The sequence below is a fragment of the Tropicibacter oceani genome, assembly GCF_029958925.1.
In the GTDB taxonomy this organism is placed as follows: domain Bacteria; phylum Pseudomonadota; class Alphaproteobacteria; order Rhodobacterales; family Rhodobacteraceae; genus Pacificoceanicola; species Pacificoceanicola oceani.
The window spans coordinates 1,458,137-1,473,766 of the sequence record NZ_CP124616.1 but is presented as its reverse complement, the minus strand read 5'-3'; the positions used below and the strand labels follow the sequence as shown (position 1 = coordinate 1,473,766).

Sequence of the window (15,630 nt, the reverse complement as noted above, 5' to 3'; positions counted from 1 at the left end):
CCCCGCACATACAGAAAGGACAAGACAATGAACCGCAGAGATATCCTGAAAATGACCACCGCTGCCGGCGCAACCGCCCTGATGTCCCCCGGCATCACCCTTGCAGATACCAACGGCCTGACCTGGACGCACTTCCCCGCCGGTGAAAACGGCTTTTTCCGCGCGCCTGTCCTGATCCAGGGCAACACAGAGGCCGTGCTGATCGACGGCGGCTTCACCCTGCCCGATGGTCGCGCCCTGGCCGCGGAAATCAAGGCGACGGGCAAGACCCTGACCACGATCTACATCAGCCAGAGCGACCCTGATTTTTACTTCAGTCTGCGCCCGATCGTCGAAACCTTTCCCGATGCCCGCGTCATCGCAGCCAGCGAAACCGTCGCGGCCATCAACGCGAACGTGGCGAAAAAGGTCGAAACCTGGGGCCCGCAACTGGGTGAAAACGGTCCGGCCTCCGTGGCAGAGGTGATCATTCCCGCAGCCCATGACAGCAAGACCCTGACCGTCGATGGCCATGCGATCGAGATTATGCCTGGCGAAGGACTGGCCAACCGCCGTTACCTGTGGGTCGAAGATCTTCAGGCGGTGTTCGGCGGCGTGATGGTGTTTTCCGGCACGCACGTCTGGACCGCAGATACGCCGACCAAGGAACAGCGCGCGGCCTGGATCGCAAATCTGGACGCCATCATCGCCCGCAATCCGCAGGTCGTCGTTCCCGGTCACATGACGCTGGATGCGCCCATGGGGCTCGACGCCGTGAAATTTACGAAGGACTACCTTCTTGCTCTGGAAGAGGAACTCGACCAAGCCGATGGGTCCGAAGATCTGATCGCCGCAATGACAGCCCGCTTTCCCGATCTGGGTATGGGCGTGGCCTTGAACGTCGGGGCCAAGGTTTTGACCGGCGAGATGAAGTGGGGCTGACGCGCGCCTGATCCCCAATCACGGCGCGCCACTCGAAAGACGACAAAGAACCGAGAGCGGTCAGGTTTGCCTGGCCGCTTTCCGTCCGTCTCTGGTCAAGACTTCTTGCCTGAGGCCTCTTTTGCCGCTTCGCTGCCAGCAGTGAATATCGCAAATGGGCCAAGAGATGACGGCATCGTCAGCGCGACGGGCCTCGACATGCGAGACGACGTCGCACGCCGCTTCGAAAGACCGCTTCGGGGCCGCCGCCGTTATGTTGATCATATTGGCTGACGTCCAGTAGCGACGACGGTCATGGCTGCAGCGCTCGTCGCTATCCACAAGGGTGCAGAGGTCGCTAACTGCGCATCGCTGACGTCGGCTTGTCCGACAATGCTACGCGACACCACGAACGGCAAGTTCAGGGAAAATGCGCCGCGGCGATGACCGTCATGACGAAAGCCCGGTGAGGGCCGGGAGCGGCGCGATGCCCGAGGTGACCAGGCGCGAGCCCATAGAGCACCGCCGAAGGTCTGTTGCGAGCCCCAAAGTACTTGATGCTGCGGCACGCTCGAACGGCGGTTTCACGGATACCGTATTGCTGTGGTAGTGCCGTTGCATTGGGTTTTAGTCACTCACGTCGGGGTGTTCTCGAAGACATGAAGGACCAAAGTGCAACGGAGGAACCGTTTCGCACGCCCCCTCGCAGAGGCGCACTTGAGGAACGTATCCACACTGAAGCCCGCCTTTAGGCCTTATCCAATAGTAGCTATGTCAGTTTCAAAACCTTGCGAGCACCTACGGCGTCGAGCACCTTCCCGGCGACACGATCAAATGTGCGTTCGTTCTGGAACAATACCTTCAGCTCAGTCTCGCACTGCAAGACCGTTGCGAGCTTTCGCAGGTCTCCGAACGCAGCTCCGCCGGTGTTCCACCGAACTTTGGCTGCAACGAACACTTCCTCCGTCTCACCTTCTCCATTGGAAACCTCCGGGATAAACCGTAGATGACGATACATGCCAAGGAAGATTTTGCCGTTCGACCCACGGTAGACGGAGATGAACAGCACGGGCCAGTCACTCTCCTTCCTTTCCCAGTTGGCGAAGCAATGGTATTTGAGTGGGCCAGACCCCCAGCCTTCCGCAGCGCCTCCATCCTTCGCCACCTCTTCGTCCATAATCGCCTTGGCACCCGCCTTGACCGCCTCGGTAACGTCCTCATTCGAGAAGACAAAGCGGATGCCCTTAAATGCTTCAGGGTCGTAGCGAAGAAGTTGCAAAAGCGTTGGCGAATTCCCGAGATCAACCGCCTCATTTGCACCGACCGCAGCGGCGCCGAGGCCCCCCAAGTGCTCTGGCGCTCTTGCGAGAGCATCAGCGTCCACACGCACGGCGTTGCTGTAACGCGTCTCGAAGGTCGCTTCGGCTTCACAGTGCGCTTTGCCTCCGGGGGGCAACCACACTCCATCCTCGATCCTGTCAACTGAGGATAGAGCGGCGTGAGAGGCATTGGCCGAGCAGACGACCGCGCCCTCGTCCGACGCGTAGATCTTCGCGTGCATTTGCTGATCGGGGAGGTGGCGTAGGCGTTCGTTGTCCGGCGCTCCACCTAAGCGAAGTGCCGTCTGCACGGTCATACCCATACGTAGGTCGCACACAACGCGCAGGTTCTCGGGCGTTACCCCGCCATCGAACAGTTCCTCCGCCCAGGTTGGACCGAGAAAAGCGACGCACATCCAGGGATTGTCTCCTGCCATAACCTTGCGGATGCGCTTCGCCAGTCCTTCGCCAGTCAGGTATTTCACACCCATGGTTGTATTGCTCTACACATTTGGAATTTTTCTACTCTATAGCAAGGTGCATCGTACCTATCCAACCGAGCTGTTCCGCTTGCTGATAGCCAAGGAGAATTGCATTCACGCCAGTCGCAGCGAAAGCCAGCTTTGCCCGCAGACTTCCAGTTCAGAAAACACTTGATTTCGCGCCTGCGGCGAATGTCTGCAAAGCGGGCTGCGGGTGCAGTATCTTGACCGGTTGGTGAAAGGCAGGTTTGGGCCGGTCGCTACGTTCCGGCAGGCTGGGCGGAAACCGGAAGTTCGCTGCAAGCGCGAACTATCGTTTTCGGACCAGCCACAGCGGACATTCTGGCCAAGGAATACTGCTTCAAGAAGTGACGCCGGATTGAACTCCGGACTTTGCGGGGTAAGGCAGAGGACATGGCAGTTTCACTATTGTGTCCGCGCCCGGTCACAACTTTGCCGGAAATCAGGGCTATACTCGGCCCGTAAAAGCGGAGGTTTTGGTGATGCGCGGCTTGTTTCTTTTGGTCTTGGTCCTCCTGGGGGGCACCGCTCATGCTCAGGAATACTGGACTGCAGATCAAGTTCACGCCGGTCGGCAAGCGGCCCTCGCTGCCAAAAGCGCACAAGCTGCGCGAGATTTTGAAACTCAGCGTGCCAGGTTTCAGCACGTCCGCGACATGGCGCTGTCGCCTGACGCAGCCGCAGAGGCGCCCCCTGCACATCGCGCTCGTGTCGAGGGTTTCCAGCACGGCTGCCGCAATGGCGATCTTGATGCCTGCATCAGGGTTGCACAGGTCTTTGTCGCCGGGCGGATTGTGCCACGCGATGCGCCCGTAGCCGAAGCCATCTATTGGTTGGGTTGCGAAACCGGTCACGATGCGTCTTGTCGATCCTATGACCGCACTGTCGATGAGGTAACGCCTTTCCCGCGGAGCGGGTTTGATCCAACCTGGCCCTGGCGTCAGGAACGCTGCGCAACGGGTGACCCGGAAGCCTGCCTGAAACTGGCCGAGGCCATGGTGAACGGGACGCCTGTTTTTCCACCTATTGAAGACAATCAAGACAAGAAAGAACTGGCTGCGCAATTTCTGGAACGCGCTTGCGTGCTCGGGGCACGCTCGGGCTACTGGTGCGATTCCTTCAAAGGTAATCGCGCGACTCCACCGCAGCCTTCGGCATCGGCGATCGCGGCACTGGATGTGGGCTGCACCAATGGCATTATGGTGGACTGTTTCGACCTCGCATCCGTCCTGCGACCGACCGAGCCGGATCGGGCGATAGCATTGTATGCTCACGCCTGCCGACTGGCTGGGGGCGACCGTTGCGGAATGGTTGAATATGAGATTTTGGTCGGCGCAGACCGGGCCGTCCACCTGGCGCTTCTGATCGAAGAATATGAATTGCAGTGTGGGGGCGGACGAGCCGAGAAATGCCTCGCACTGGCGAACCTGTACCGGGACGTGCCTGAAGCCCCCCGTGACCCGAAATTGGCCCGCCACTGGTTGCTCAAGGCCTGCCAGATCCACGACCCAGAACCGAGCGTCCGCATGGATGACTGTCGCTTGCTTGCGGATGAGGCCTCCGATCCTCTGGCACCAGAGGTTGACGAAATGGTTCTACCCGCTCTGCGTTCCTTTGTGACCGAGGCGCGCAACGGCTGTATCGCGAATGACGCCAGTGCTTGCCACGACCTTGCCACCTTTGCCCAAGCATACCCAGCGGCGCCCCTGCTGCATTTCGCTGCGAAACGACTGTACGCGCGTGCCTGCGAGCTTGGGGCCACCGATGCCTGCGCAATGCCAATGACGACATCCGAGGCTGTTTTCGTCCGTCCCTCCGCTGCGACAGCCTGCGCCAGTGGCGATGCGCAGCTTTGCGCCGAGGCAATCGCCGCGGATGTGACCCAGCCGCCGCAGGACAGGCTACTTGCCCTACAGGCGCGCTGTGCCCAGGGCAACGGTGCGGCCTGCGGACGCGTTGGCGGGCTTTATACAGATCAATTTCTTTTGGACGACGCTGCTGACAATTGGTCGCCGCAAAAAGATATGTATCTGGCGACCGATTTTCACCGCATGGGCTGTGATCTGGACGACGGGCCGTCCTGCGGCAGCTTGGCGGACATCATCGCGCCCAAACGAAACCCGACCCGCACGGAAAAGGCGCTGGAGGGCCCGCCGCAAGAGGTGTTTCGCTTGTACTCTCAGGCCTGCGATTTGGGACACCCGCGATCCTGTTCGATGGCCGCTGGCCTGACCGACGATCCTGATCAGACCCTTCGCTTCAGCCTGCGCGCCTGTCGTCTTGGCGATCGGATGATTGGCTGCGATGGTCTTCTGTATGCTGTATTGCAGCGCGACGTTGCCACACGCATTACGGAACAAGGTGCGCTTGCGGTTGCCCTGACCCCGGCGCTTGAACTCGAAAAGCCACATTCGTCCGGAACCCTGCGCCGCCTTCAACGCGGTTGTGCGGCAACTGTCACCGCAGACTGCATGGAACTTGCTTCGCTGTTTAATGGGCAAAGTCACGGAGTATCGACGATGCATTATGACATGCAATACTGGGGGGGGCTCGTCAAAGCGCTCCACCGTCGTGCCTGCAATCTCGGTCAGGGCGATGGTTGCGCGGAACTGGCAGAGCAGGTCCGATGGGACCGCGCCTCGGATCCGTTGGGCGAAAAAGGGCTGAATGCGCTTGGCTGTGAACAGGGATCAGAGCGAGCCTGCTATCAGGCGGCAGGAAATTGGGATAGATATTCGGCCGCGCCCGATCCCGCCAAAGAGATTGAATTCATTGAAAAAGCCTGCAAGCTGTCTGATCGGCTGGATTGTCACTTGGTCGCTGACGTGATGCGCGGCAATGCCGTCGCCGAATATGATCAGAAGGTCATTCGCTGCCTCAGCGGCGAAGCGAACAATTGCTATCTCGCCGGTCGCTACGGGGTGGAAGGCGCGTCACCCCCTTACGAAGTTAAACAAGCATTGTACGACTACGGATGCCGCTTTGGCTACAGCGATGCCTGTCAGGCGCGCGCGTCTATGCAATGAACATCTTGTCAAAACACTCTCAGATCGACCAAACCGAATGGCAGCTTCCGGCCAGCGCAATGTGGCCCCAGAGCTTAGGCACAATGACGGCTTTGGGCCGAGCATGCACAAAAGCTTATCTGGACGCTCTCGCGGAAGATGGCAGGTAGAGCCGGAAGGTGGCTTGCGCCTGGCCCTCCGGCCCCCAACCGCCTATGCGGCGGCTTACTCAACGGACATGGTGTCGTCCGCATGGTGTCGGAAATGAATTTCCGAGGTTTTTCTCAGCCACCTATGCGGCGGCTCACGAGATGGAGCCGGAGGGTGGCTTGAGCCGGGCCCTCCGACCCCGGTAATCCCCCCCGATCTTGGGGCACTATCCATTTGCAGCGCACGCGTTTGAAGGCCCGCACTGGGGAATCTGCCCCGCAGCATTCATGGTGGTCTTGTGTGGCAGCTCTGGGCCGGGACTGTCATGGCGCCCTGCCTGGGGGGCCGGCCTGCCGCCGCCGCGCCGCATGACCGCTTCGTAAACCGATAAGGTTGTGCTCCATTCCGCATGGACCTCGACTATTCGACCCCGGTCGCCAACCGCCTGGTCAGGGCCAGGCACAGGATCATCGCAATCAGCAGAAACACGGCACCTGCACCCCAGGCAACGGGCGTGGAATACATCTCGGCCACAGAGCCTGCCATCATCAGTCCTGCCGCTGCCCCCAGTTGCTGGATCAGGGATCGCAGCGACAGCATGGTGGACCTCTGGCGATCCTCCACGCAAAGATGCAAGATGCTGCTCGCGGGCGTCTCGCTTGCCCCGAGAAGCACGGAATACAGCGCGAAGACGCCGAGGAACCCGCCGATCCCTCCCTGCATTGCCAGCGCGACCTGGACGACCGCGAGGCATGCGAAAATCACCGCGAGCGTGAGCGCGTGGCGACGCCGGAACACCCGGCTGACATGGGGCGACAGCCACGCACCAAACGCGATCGCAAAGAAATACCCCGCCGTCACGGCACCGATGACGGTGGCGGCATGGCTCTCGTCCAGCATCGGCCGGGTGTGGGTGGGCCAGATCACCTCGACCGGATTGGTCGCCATCAGGAACAAGGCCAGGGTCAACAGCAGCATCGACAGGGCCGGATGCCGCAACACCAGAAACACGGCATCGGCAATCACCGCCGGGACCCCGGCTATCCCGTCCTTCAGTGCATGCCTGTTCAGGGGACGCGGGTCTTCGGCGATGGCGAACAGCGTGTAGACCATGACCCCGACCATGGCGGCGAAGCTGGCGGCATAGGACACGTCGTAGCGGCTCGCTCCAAATTGCAGGCCCATCGCGCCGACCACGTCCGGAAGCAGCCCGCCAAGGACGGCCCCGACCGCAAGACCCAAGGCATTGGCCCAATGTGCCCTCGCCAGGGCGGGTTGCACGTCGACACCCGGCGCGGCGGCCTTGAAGGTCTCGACGAACCAGGCATCCAGCGTGCCCGACCGGAGCGCACGGCCGAACCCGATCAGCGCGAACGAAACCGCCAGCACGCCAAAGTCGCTCGACGACAGGAACAGCGCCAGCGACACCAGGCTGGCCGCGACCGCCGCGAGGAAGACCGGCTTGCGACCGATAGCGTCGGCCAGCCCGCCGAACGGCAGTTCCAACGCCATGGTCGTCAACGCGTAGACTCCGAACAGCAGCGATATCTGCAAGAGGTCCATGCCCCGGTCCGTCAGCGCCAGCGCGACGACGGCCACCGTGAGGCCCATGGCAAACCGGTCAAGGAACTGGTGGACCTGGAACACCCGGACGTGGCGTCGTGCCGTGTCCGACAAAGTCTTGAGGGAGAACTCGAATTCTGTCACCATGGCAGCAGCATTCACCGTTGCACATCCCTGCGCAACGCCTCATCGTCAAGCTGGGCGCCTGGCATGGCGTGGAGCTGGACATTCGCACCGCCGGGGCAAAACAAGAGCCCTGCTGCTCCCCGGGCTTTGGCTGACAAGGCCATGCCGAACATCGCAACGAAGGGCAGGTTCAGAGAAGCTGCGCCGCAGCGATGACCAGCCTTCCAAAGGTCCGTTGAGGGCCGGTCGCTACGTTCCGGTAGGCAACGGCGGATTCCGTGGAAAAACACCCATTCGCTGGCGCAGAATGTAGCCTTGTGCAGTGCGCGCGGGGGCCTTTCCTGTCAGGCTTTCCGCGGTTGCTGCGGTGCGGGAAGGACCTTGGCCATCTTGCGGAGGTTTTGGGCGGTTGCGGCGAGGAGGAATTCGTCGTTTGCACCGCATGGGCCGCGTAGTCGGAGCCGGTTCAGGCCAAGGATCCGTTTGAGATGGGCAAAGAGCATCTCGACCTTCTTCCGCAGCTTCATCGAGATTACGTATTGCTCGGTCTTGGAAATGTCGCGGGCAACCTGTCGGGCGTCCTCATGTTCCTCACGGGTGATCTTGCGGGCATCAGCGTTCGGGCAGCACTTTGCCTTGGAGGGGCAAGCCTGGCAGACCTCTTTCAAAGCCCGATACCGGGCTGTTCCCTTGCCAGTCGGACCCCGGTTCGGGTCGGAATAATTCCGGCGGAATTGCTTCAGCTCCTGTCCTTCTGGGCAGATGTATTGATCGTTCTCCGCGTCCCATTCGAAGTCGGCGCGGGTCCAGGTCCCGTCGCTGCGCCCTGACTTGTCGATGACCGGGATGTGCGGCGCGATCTGCTGATCGACCAACCAGCCGAGCATGGGGGCGGTGCCGTAGGCCGTGTCCGCGATCAGACGTTCAGGGTGCAGGTCGAACCTGGCCTTGACCCGCTTGAGCATCGTTTTCGTGGAACCGACCTCGGCCTGCCGGATCGACCGTGTCGCTTCGACATCTACGATGACGCCATAGTCCGTATCGATCAGGTAGTTGTCGGAATAACTGAAGAATGCCGGTCCCTTACGGGCCGCAGTCCATTGGCTGGCCGGGTCTGAATGTGATGTGAACTTGGGCTCGACCTCGCTGGCGGCACCGAACGCTGCCTCGTCCAGGGTATCAAGATACTCGCGAACCGCCCGGGGCGCGTCGGCGGGATCGATCGCGCCGGCATCCCACTCCTCCTTGGGCGTCGAGTTCTGCTTGTTGGCATCAGCCTCGATCAGACTGGCATCCACCGCCATGCGCTGTCCGCTGACCAAGCCCTCTTCGATGCACCGCGCGACGGTCGTCTCGAACAAGTGGCGGAGCAGTTCGCTGTCGCGGAAACGCCCATGCCGGTTCTTCGAGAACGTGGAATGGTCAGGGACGCGGTCGCTGAGGTCCAGGCGGCAAAACCACCGATACGCCAGGTTCAGATGCACCTCTTCACACAGCCGCCGTTCGGACCGGATGCCGAAGCAATATCCCACCAGCAGCATGCGGATGAGGAGCTCGGGATCGACGGAAGGCCGCCCGGTATGGCTGTAGAAATCGGCGAGGTAGCGACGGATGCCGGACAGGTCCACGAACCGGTCAATCGATCGCAGGAGGTGGCTCTGGGGCACATGATCCTCGAGCGAGAACTCGTAGAACAGCACCGGTTGCGCCTCTTGCCGCGGTCCCATCATCACCAATCCTCCCAACCATTGCGGGAATTGAATCAGCCGAGAGCCCTTCGATCAAGGGCGAGTTTTTCAACAAAATACGCCGACCGTGTAGGTCGCAGCTGGTTCTGGGGCCTGATCCAGGCGGAAGGTCCGCTTCCTTTATCTGAGAAGGCTCGGTTCGCACGAGCAGAGAAGGTCCGGAATCCTGAAGGTTTGTGTTGAAGAAGTCGATCCGCCCGCTAGACCGTCCTGCCATAGGAAAATCTCCGGGATCGAGAGGCAGGCTGGGCTATTTCCGGTTCCGTGGACACGAGGTTACGTTTGAACAACAGGCCAGTCCGCGTGACCTCTCCCGGCGATCAAACGTGCCATTGCCTCGGGTACGATCTTTCTGTCGTCGCGGTACAAACACTTCCCGGCGGTCAATCACGCCAAGCCGGCACCGTCATGATCGTGTTGAACTTGCGGGTCTCTTCCTACGCTTGTCTCAACCGAAGTCGTTGACCCACCTCGGCTTGCTCGCAGCGAAAGGATGTAGGATTTCCTCGAAATCTCAGCCCGCAGGTTTGACCTTTCGAAATCCGGCTCATACGTGGCGACAATGATGATCCACGAATACCCGTCCCCCCTCCATGACACGCCCCGTCCGCGGGAACCTGCGTTTGCGTTTCTGTCGCGGCTGGCTGCTGCGGGCGGGGTGAGCGCCGTTGATTTTTGCCGAGATGTCGAATTGCCATTTACCGAGGTTCTGAGGGGCGTGCCAGAAGCCCTACGGCAGCTGGGACAGCTGTCGGGCAATGACCAGAATGCACTCTCAACCTGGACCCCTGTCACTTGCGAAGGTCGCCGCCGCAGCATCAATGGCCACAAGTTTCCCGTCCGGCCACTGCTGACGTCTGAAGTGCGTGGGTGCCCGGCATGTCTCCGCGCAGACATCGAGGGGGCCACTCTAGTGCCGCACCGGGCGATGACCTACCGTGCCCATTGGTTGATCCATCACGTTTCGCTCTGCGTGAAACATCAGTCCAACCTTGTGCCCCTCTGGCAGGAAACCGCACCGACACTACGGTACGACACAGCTGGGCGCTTCCGTGATATCGCAGATCAGATCGCGTGCGGCGACATGGATGGGGCGAAGCGGAATCCGACCGATTTCGAGATATGGTTCGATCGGCGCCTTTCTGGCGAGTCTCATGAAGAGACGTGGCTCAACGGGCATCCGCTGCATGCCGCGTCGGTGTTCTGCCGCCTGCTCGGATTTGCGCTCCTGAAACTCCATGACCTTAAACCAAGCAACGTGACGAAGAAATGGGAACACCTCTGCTATGATGCTGGCTTTGCCGTCGCGTCCCAAGGAGAGGCAGAGATCCTCGCGCATCTCAGGCAACTGAACGGCCTCGCAGAACCGCGAATGGGGCCAAAAGCCGTATTCCCACTTCTCTACGATCGTCTGTCCCGCGAACATCGAGGCGACCCGGATTTCAAACCGTACCGCGATCTGATAGCGCGGCATCTTCTGGAGACTTGGCCTCTGGGACCCGGTGACGACCTCCTCGGCGAACCTGTGGAACACCGGCGACTACACTCAGTCCGAACTGCATCCCAGGAAACAGGCATCGATGCACGCCGGCTTCGGAGGATGCTGGAGGCCGCCAACATGATCGACCCAGACCTGCCAGACAACTGGGCGACATTTGATGCCCGAGGAGCCGAGGCGCTTCTGGCTCCGATGATCAGCTTCGTCTCCGCGAAGGAATTCGCCGAGACGAACGGTATCAGTCGGTCCCAGTTCGACCTTTTGGTTGAAGATGGCATTCTGAAGCCAGCGCTTTCCGAGGCAAGATCCAAGCATATCTGGGATCCTCGAGATGGACGGGCCTTTCTCGACGGTCTCCTGACCGGAGCCGAGGTCATCCAACAGGCACAGCATGGTTGGGAAACCATCGCGAAGGCCGCCCAGCGGCTCAAGGTCCGTCCGGCAGAGATTATTCAGGCGATACGGCAAGGTCGGATCCAACGCGTCGCCCGTAATGCCCAGTTTCATGGCTATGGCTCCGTCCATGTCTACCATGAAGAGGTCGTCCAGGCGCTCGGGCTCGATGAACCCGCCGCCTTGTCCTTCGAGCTCTTCACCAAGGCCGTGGGCCTGGCCCAGCCGGTGTTTATAAATCGATTGGTGAAGAACGGCCATTTGCCGTCGACCGAAATCCGCAACCCGCGGACCAAGGCGATGCAGCGCTACATCGCGAAGGAAGATGCCGCCGTGTTCCACGAGCGGTTCGTAACGCTCCGAACTCTCGCGAAGGCGCATGCGGTGACCTGGCAGAGCCTGGCGCCGAAACTCCGCGATGCTGGCGTGCTGCCATTCAGCCCCGATGGTGCCGACTACGGCTACCTGTACCTGCGATCCGAAGTCGAGCAGGTCCTCGGCAGCTAATCCAGACGATCATGCATGAAACTGAAAGGGCGGCGCAAATCACGCCGCCCTGTTTCATGCTTGGGATCGAAATTCAGCCCTTGTCCGTCGCCAATTTAAAAACACAGCTTTTGTCGCAAAACCCAACAATGCATGTCGGACGACAGTCAGGCGTCTTTCGTTCATGCCAAGGGAACGCGCCCTGCCCCGGGCTCAGGTCGGGGGCACCGATGGGCTGGGCGCAAGGCTTAGCATTGCCGGACCGTTGCAGGCCCCCGCCGGAAAGACATAGTCGTCGTCCCGCACCGCGGGAAAAGGCGTGAACGGGTCGATCCGCGAGGCAAAGAGAGGCTCGTCATTGCGGCAGAAATCCTGGCCAAGGTTGCCAAGGTTGAAACCAAATCCCCCCTCGCCGCAATCGTCGCCTGCGCCGTTCATGTTCCAGGCCTGCGCCATCGGAATACCGCGCCCTTCGACGACAAAGGCGCTTTCGCGGGGAACAAAGTGCAGCCGCCACGAGGTATCCTCGTTCAACATGGTCAGGGCCCAGCGGCCGATCTGCTGGCCTTCGAAAAAGCCCGTGATGTGGAAACAGGACAGATCGCCTTCGCGCACCATGTCGCGGGTCAAGAAGGCGCTGTCAAAGGACATCGCGCCGGTCATCGAATACCCCTGCGCCCCCGTCCAGACAAAACGGTAGGTCACGGGTTCGGCCCAAGTGGGCGCGGCGGCAAGCAAGGTGCTGACAAGGGCAAAGCTGCGGATCATTTCCACAGCTTAGGGGATTCGCGGCGCGGGCGGAACTGCGACCTCTTTTGCATCGCGCCCGCGCGGGATAGTCTGCGCCCAAAGGTTTCGAAAAGGCCCAAGCCATGACCGAGGAACATCGCTTTCCCTGCGATCAATGTGGGGCGGATTACCGCTTTGACCCCGATGCGGGCAAACTGGTCTGCGATCATTGCGGCGCAACGCGCGACATCGACGACTCTGGCCCGTGGAAGGGCAGCATCCGCGAACTGGATTTCCGCGCGGCAATGGACAACCTGTTGCCGCTGCAGGAAATCGAGGAAACGCGCGTTTCCAAATGCCCCAATTGCGCGGCCGAGATCGAATTCGATCCGGATGTGCACGCAGTCGAATGCCCGTTCTGTGCAACGCCGCTGGTCACCGACACAGGCGCGCATCGGCATATCAAGCCGCGCGGCCTGTTGCCCTTTGCCATGGAAGAGCAGACCGCCCGCGAGGCCATGACCAAGTGGCTGGGCGCGCTGTGGTTCGCGCCAAACGGGTTGCAGGACTATGCCCGCAAGGGGCGCAAGATGACGGGCATCTACGTGCCTTACTGGACCTTTGACGCCCAGACCGAAAGCGATTACCGCGGCGAACGCGGCACGGTCTATTACGAAACGCGCCGGGTGATGCGCGACGGCAAGATGACCACCCAGCAGGTCCAGAAAGTCCGCTGGTCGCCGAAATCCGGCCATGTCTCGCGGTTCTTTGACGATGTGCTGGTGCTGGCCTCGCGGTCGCTGCCCAAGCGGTTCACCGACGGGCTTGAGCCCTGGGACCTGGCCGAGATGGAGCCCTATCGCCCCGAATACCTGGCCGGGTTCCGCGCCGAAGGGTATCAGGTGGACCTGGATGAGGGCTTTCACGAGGCGCGCGCGCATATGGACCGGGTGATTCACCGTGACGTGAAATTCGACATCGGCGGCGATCGGCAGCGCGTGCATTCGGTCGATACCGACATCAGCGCGGTCACGTTCAAACACGTTCTGCTGCCGGTCTGGCTGGCGGCCTACAAATATCGCGGTAAAAGCTATCGGTTCGTGGTGAACGGGCGCACCGGCCGCGTGCAGGGCGAACGCCCCTGGTCGGCCTGGAAGATCACCTTTGCGGTGATCCTGGGGCTGATCGTGGCAGCGGGCGTCGGCTATGTCGTGGCAATGAACCAGTAAGGAAAAGGCGGGATTGCTCCCGCCTGACCTCATTTCTTTTTGACTTCGATCTTGCGCGCCTGACCGCTGTCGGGCGCCTTGCGCGGCACCGTCACCTCAAGCACGCCGTCCTTGACGTGCGCCTCGGCCTTGTCGGCATCCGCATCCCCGGGCAGCCGAAACGAGCGGCGGAAAGCCCCGAATTGGCGTTCCGAGAAATACCAGGTCTCGCCCTTGTCCTCACGCGATTCGCTTTTTTCGCCTGAAACGGTCAGCATGCCCTGATCGACCGTCAGTTCGATGTCGCCCTCGGACACACCGGGCAATTCCATCGTGATGCGATAGGCCTTGTCGTCGGAAGACGCGTCCGAGGCCGGCGACAGCCAGTCCTTCAGGCGGGTGCCAAGGCCGCGCAGCGGGGCATAGATGTTCGGCAGCATGCCGGTCTGGTTCGATTCCACCATGTTTAGCTCCATCAGGAAATATGCTATGCGAAGACCTTGGCGCGCCACAGGGCGCAGGTCATTAACCGCAAGCAATGCCCCCTTGCCGAACAGGGGTGAGATGTGCAGTTTAGCGCAAACATTCCAAAGGAACTTGACCATGATCCTATGCTGCGGCGAAGCCCTGATCGACATGCTGCCCCGGACCAGCCCCTACGGCGAGCCCTGCTTTGCCCCCTATGCGGGCGGCGCTGTCTTCAACACGGCCATCGCGCTGGGACGTCTGGGCGCCCCGGTCGGCTACTTTGGCGGATTGTCGAACGACCTGTTCGGCAAACAACTGGTCGACACGCTAAGCGCCAGCAAGGTCGACAGCAGCCATTGCCCGCGCAGCGACCGGCCCACGACGCTGGCCTTTGTCACGCTGACGAATGGCCATGCGCAATATGCCTTTTACGACGAAAACACCGCCGGGCGGATGTTGTCGCAGGACGATCTGCCGGACCTGGAAGGCAAGGCCGATGCGCTGTTCTTTGGCGGGATTTCCCTGGTGTCCGAGCCGCAGGCCGACAGCTATGCCGCGCTTTGCGCGCAGGCGGGTGATCTGCCGGTGATGATCGACCCGAACATCCGGCCCGGGTTCATCACCGACGAAGCGCGCTATCGCGCCCGCCTGGACCAGATGCTGACCCGCGCCGACATCATCAAGATTTCCGACGAGGACATGGACTGGCTCAAGACCACGCCCGAAGCACTGCTGAAGCACAGCAAGGTCATCCTGGTGACACGCGGCGCCGATGGCGTCGATCTTGTGACCCGGGACGGCAGCCGCCGGGTCGCCGCGCAAAAGGTGACGGTGGTCGATACTGTGGGCGCGGGCGATACTTTCAACGCCGGGTTCCTGGCTGGCCTGCGCAAGGGCGGTTTGCTGTCGCGCGCGGGTCTGGCCAATGCCAGCCTCGAAGACCTGGTGCCTGCGGCGGATCTGGGCGCACGGGCGGCGGCGATCACCGTCAGCCGCGCCGGCGCCAACCCGCCTTGGGAAGCCGAGCTTTGAGGGCACTGATCCAACGCGTCGCGCGCGCGCAGGTCGATGTCGATGGCGCCACGGTCGGCGAGATCGGCCCCGGCCTGTTGATCCTGATCTGCGCCATGCAGGGGGATGCCGAGGCGCAGGCCGATCGGCTGGCGTCCAAGATCGCCAAACTGCGGATCTTCAAAGATGATGAAGGACGGATGAACCGCTCGGTCCTGGATATCGGCGGCGCGGCCCTGGTGGTCAGCCAGTTCACCCTGGCGGCGGACACGGCGCGCGGCAACCGCCCGGGATTTTCCACCGCGGCGCCCCCCGCCGAGGGGGAAAAGCTGTACGAGTATTTCGCGGCGCAGGTTCAGGCCCGGGGCATTCCCGTCGCCACCGGGCGATTTGGCGCGGACATGGCGGTGAGCCTGGTCAATGACGGACCGGTGACCATCTGGATGGACACCGAAACCTGAGACGCCGGTCAAGCGGGGGCCAGCCCCCGCACCCCCGGAGTATTTTTCCCAAGAAGAAGCAG

At 61.4% G+C, this 15,630-nt stretch carries 11 protein-coding genes; 6 read left to right on the top strand and 5 right to left on the bottom strand.

Features of this window, described 5'->3' with window-relative positions; all coding sequences use genetic code 11:
* Window positions 1-27: 27 nt before the first annotated feature.
* Complete coding sequence (locus tag QF118_RS07060; RefSeq protein ID WP_282301924.1) at window positions 28-921, top strand: MBL fold metallo-hydrolase; 894 nt, start codon at window positions 28-30, stop codon at window positions 919-921.
* 748 nt (window positions 922-1,669) lie between these two features.
* Here the strand turns inward: QF118_RS07060 and QF118_RS07055 are convergent.
* Window positions 1,670-2,710 carry a phospholipase D-like domain-containing protein gene (locus QF118_RS07055; RefSeq protein WP_282301923.1) on the bottom strand — a complete coding sequence of 347 codons (1,041 nt, stop codon included), beginning with the start codon at window positions 2,708-2,710 and terminating at the stop codon, window positions 1,670-1,672.
* 494 nt (window positions 2,711-3,204) lie between these two features.
* On the opposite strand from QF118_RS07055, the gene QF118_RS07050 reads away from it, so the two are divergent.
* Window positions 3,205-5,748, top strand: coding sequence for an SEL1-like repeat protein (locus tag QF118_RS07050; protein ID WP_282301922.1), 2,544 nt, complete (start codon window positions 3,205-3,207; stop codon window positions 5,746-5,748).
* A gap of 549 nt (window positions 5,749-6,297) precedes the next feature.
* Here the strand turns inward: QF118_RS07050 and QF118_RS07045 are convergent.
* Complete coding sequence (locus QF118_RS07045) at window positions 6,298-7,587, bottom strand: MFS transporter (RefSeq protein WP_282301921.1); 1,290 nt, start codon at window positions 7,585-7,587, stop codon at window positions 6,298-6,300.
* A gap of 323 nt (window positions 7,588-7,910) precedes the next feature.
* The gene (locus tag QF118_RS07040) at window positions 7,911-9,296 is read right to left on the bottom strand and encodes an IS1182 family transposase (protein WP_282301718.1); all 1,386 of its coding nucleotides are present in this window, start codon (window positions 9,294-9,296) and stop codon (window positions 7,911-7,913) included.
* 580 nt (window positions 9,297-9,876) lie between these two features.
* Here QF118_RS07040 and QF118_RS07035 point away from each other — a divergent pair.
* On the top strand, window positions 9,877-11,712 hold the full coding sequence (locus QF118_RS07035) for a TniQ family protein (RefSeq protein WP_282301920.1): 1,836 nt from the start codon (window positions 9,877-9,879) through the stop codon (window positions 11,710-11,712).
* Window positions 11,713-11,904: 192 nt separating this feature from the next.
* Here the strand turns inward: QF118_RS07035 and QF118_RS07030 are convergent, their stop codons facing one another.
* On the bottom strand, window positions 11,905-12,459 hold the full coding sequence (locus QF118_RS07030) for a hypothetical protein (RefSeq protein ID WP_282301919.1): 555 nt from the start codon (window positions 12,457-12,459) through the stop codon (window positions 11,905-11,907).
* 104 nt (window positions 12,460-12,563) lie between these two features.
* On the opposite strand from QF118_RS07030, the gene QF118_RS07025 reads away from it, so the two are divergent.
* Window positions 12,564-13,649 (top strand): TFIIB-type zinc finger domain-containing protein, encoded by a 1,086-nt coding sequence (locus QF118_RS07025; protein ID WP_282301918.1) that lies wholly within the window; start codon window positions 12,564-12,566, stop codon window positions 13,647-13,649.
* Window positions 13,650-13,678: 29 nt separating this feature from the next.
* Here QF118_RS07025 and QF118_RS07020 read toward each other — a convergent pair whose 3' ends face one another.
* Window positions 13,679-14,092, bottom strand: coding sequence for an Hsp20/alpha crystallin family protein (locus tag QF118_RS07020; RefSeq protein ID WP_282301917.1), 414 nt, complete (start codon window positions 14,090-14,092; stop codon window positions 13,679-13,681).
* 139 nt (window positions 14,093-14,231) lie between these two features.
* Here QF118_RS07020 and QF118_RS07015 point away from each other — a divergent pair, with 139 nt between their 5' ends.
* On the top strand, window positions 14,232-15,128 hold the full coding sequence (locus tag QF118_RS07015; RefSeq protein WP_282301916.1) for a carbohydrate kinase family protein: 897 nt from the start codon (window positions 14,232-14,234) through the stop codon (window positions 15,126-15,128).
* A complete protein-coding gene (dtd, locus tag QF118_RS07010) occupies window positions 15,125-15,568 on the top strand; it encodes a D-aminoacyl-tRNA deacylase (RefSeq protein ID WP_282301915.1) in 444 nt (147 codons plus the stop codon). The genes QF118_RS07015 and dtd overlap by 4 nt, the downstream gene beginning before the upstream one ends.
* Window positions 15,569-15,630: the final 62 nt, after the last annotated feature.

What these genes read in the sequence shown, in the direction of transcription:
- QF118_RS07040 (WP_282301718.1), bottom strand. Translation starts at nt 9,296, where the DNA reads ATGATGGGACCGCGGCAAGAGGCGCAACCGGTGCTGTTCTACGAGTTC.
- QF118_RS07035 (WP_282301920.1), top strand. Translation starts at nt 9,877, where the DNA reads ATGATGATCCACGAATACCCGTCCCCCCTCCATGACACGCCCCGTCCG.
- QF118_RS07050 (WP_282301922.1), top strand. Translation starts at nt 3,205, where the DNA reads ATGCGCGGCTTGTTTCTTTTGGTCTTGGTCCTCCTGGGGGGCACCGCT.
- QF118_RS07060 (WP_282301924.1), top strand. Translation starts at nt 28, where the DNA reads ATGAACCGCAGAGATATCCTGAAAATGACCACCGCTGCCGGCGCAACC.
- QF118_RS07045 (WP_282301921.1), bottom strand. Translation starts at nt 7,587, where the DNA reads ATGGTGACAGAATTCGAGTTCTCCCTCAAGACTTTGTCGGACACGGCA.
- QF118_RS07015 (WP_282301916.1), top strand. Translation starts at nt 14,232, where the DNA reads ATGATCCTATGCTGCGGCGAAGCCCTGATCGACATGCTGCCCCGGACC.
- QF118_RS07030 (WP_282301919.1), bottom strand. Translation starts at nt 12,459, where the DNA reads ATGATCCGCAGCTTTGCCCTTGTCAGCACCTTGCTTGCCGCCGCGCCC.
- QF118_RS07020 (WP_282301917.1), bottom strand. Translation starts at nt 14,092, where the DNA reads ATGGTGGAATCGAACCAGACCGGCATGCTGCCGAACATCTATGCCCCG.
- QF118_RS07025 (WP_282301918.1), top strand. Translation starts at nt 12,564, where the DNA reads ATGACCGAGGAACATCGCTTTCCCTGCGATCAATGTGGGGCGGATTAC.
- QF118_RS07055 (WP_282301923.1), bottom strand. Translation starts at nt 2,710, where the DNA reads ATGGGTGTGAAATACCTGACTGGCGAAGGACTGGCGAAGCGCATCCGC.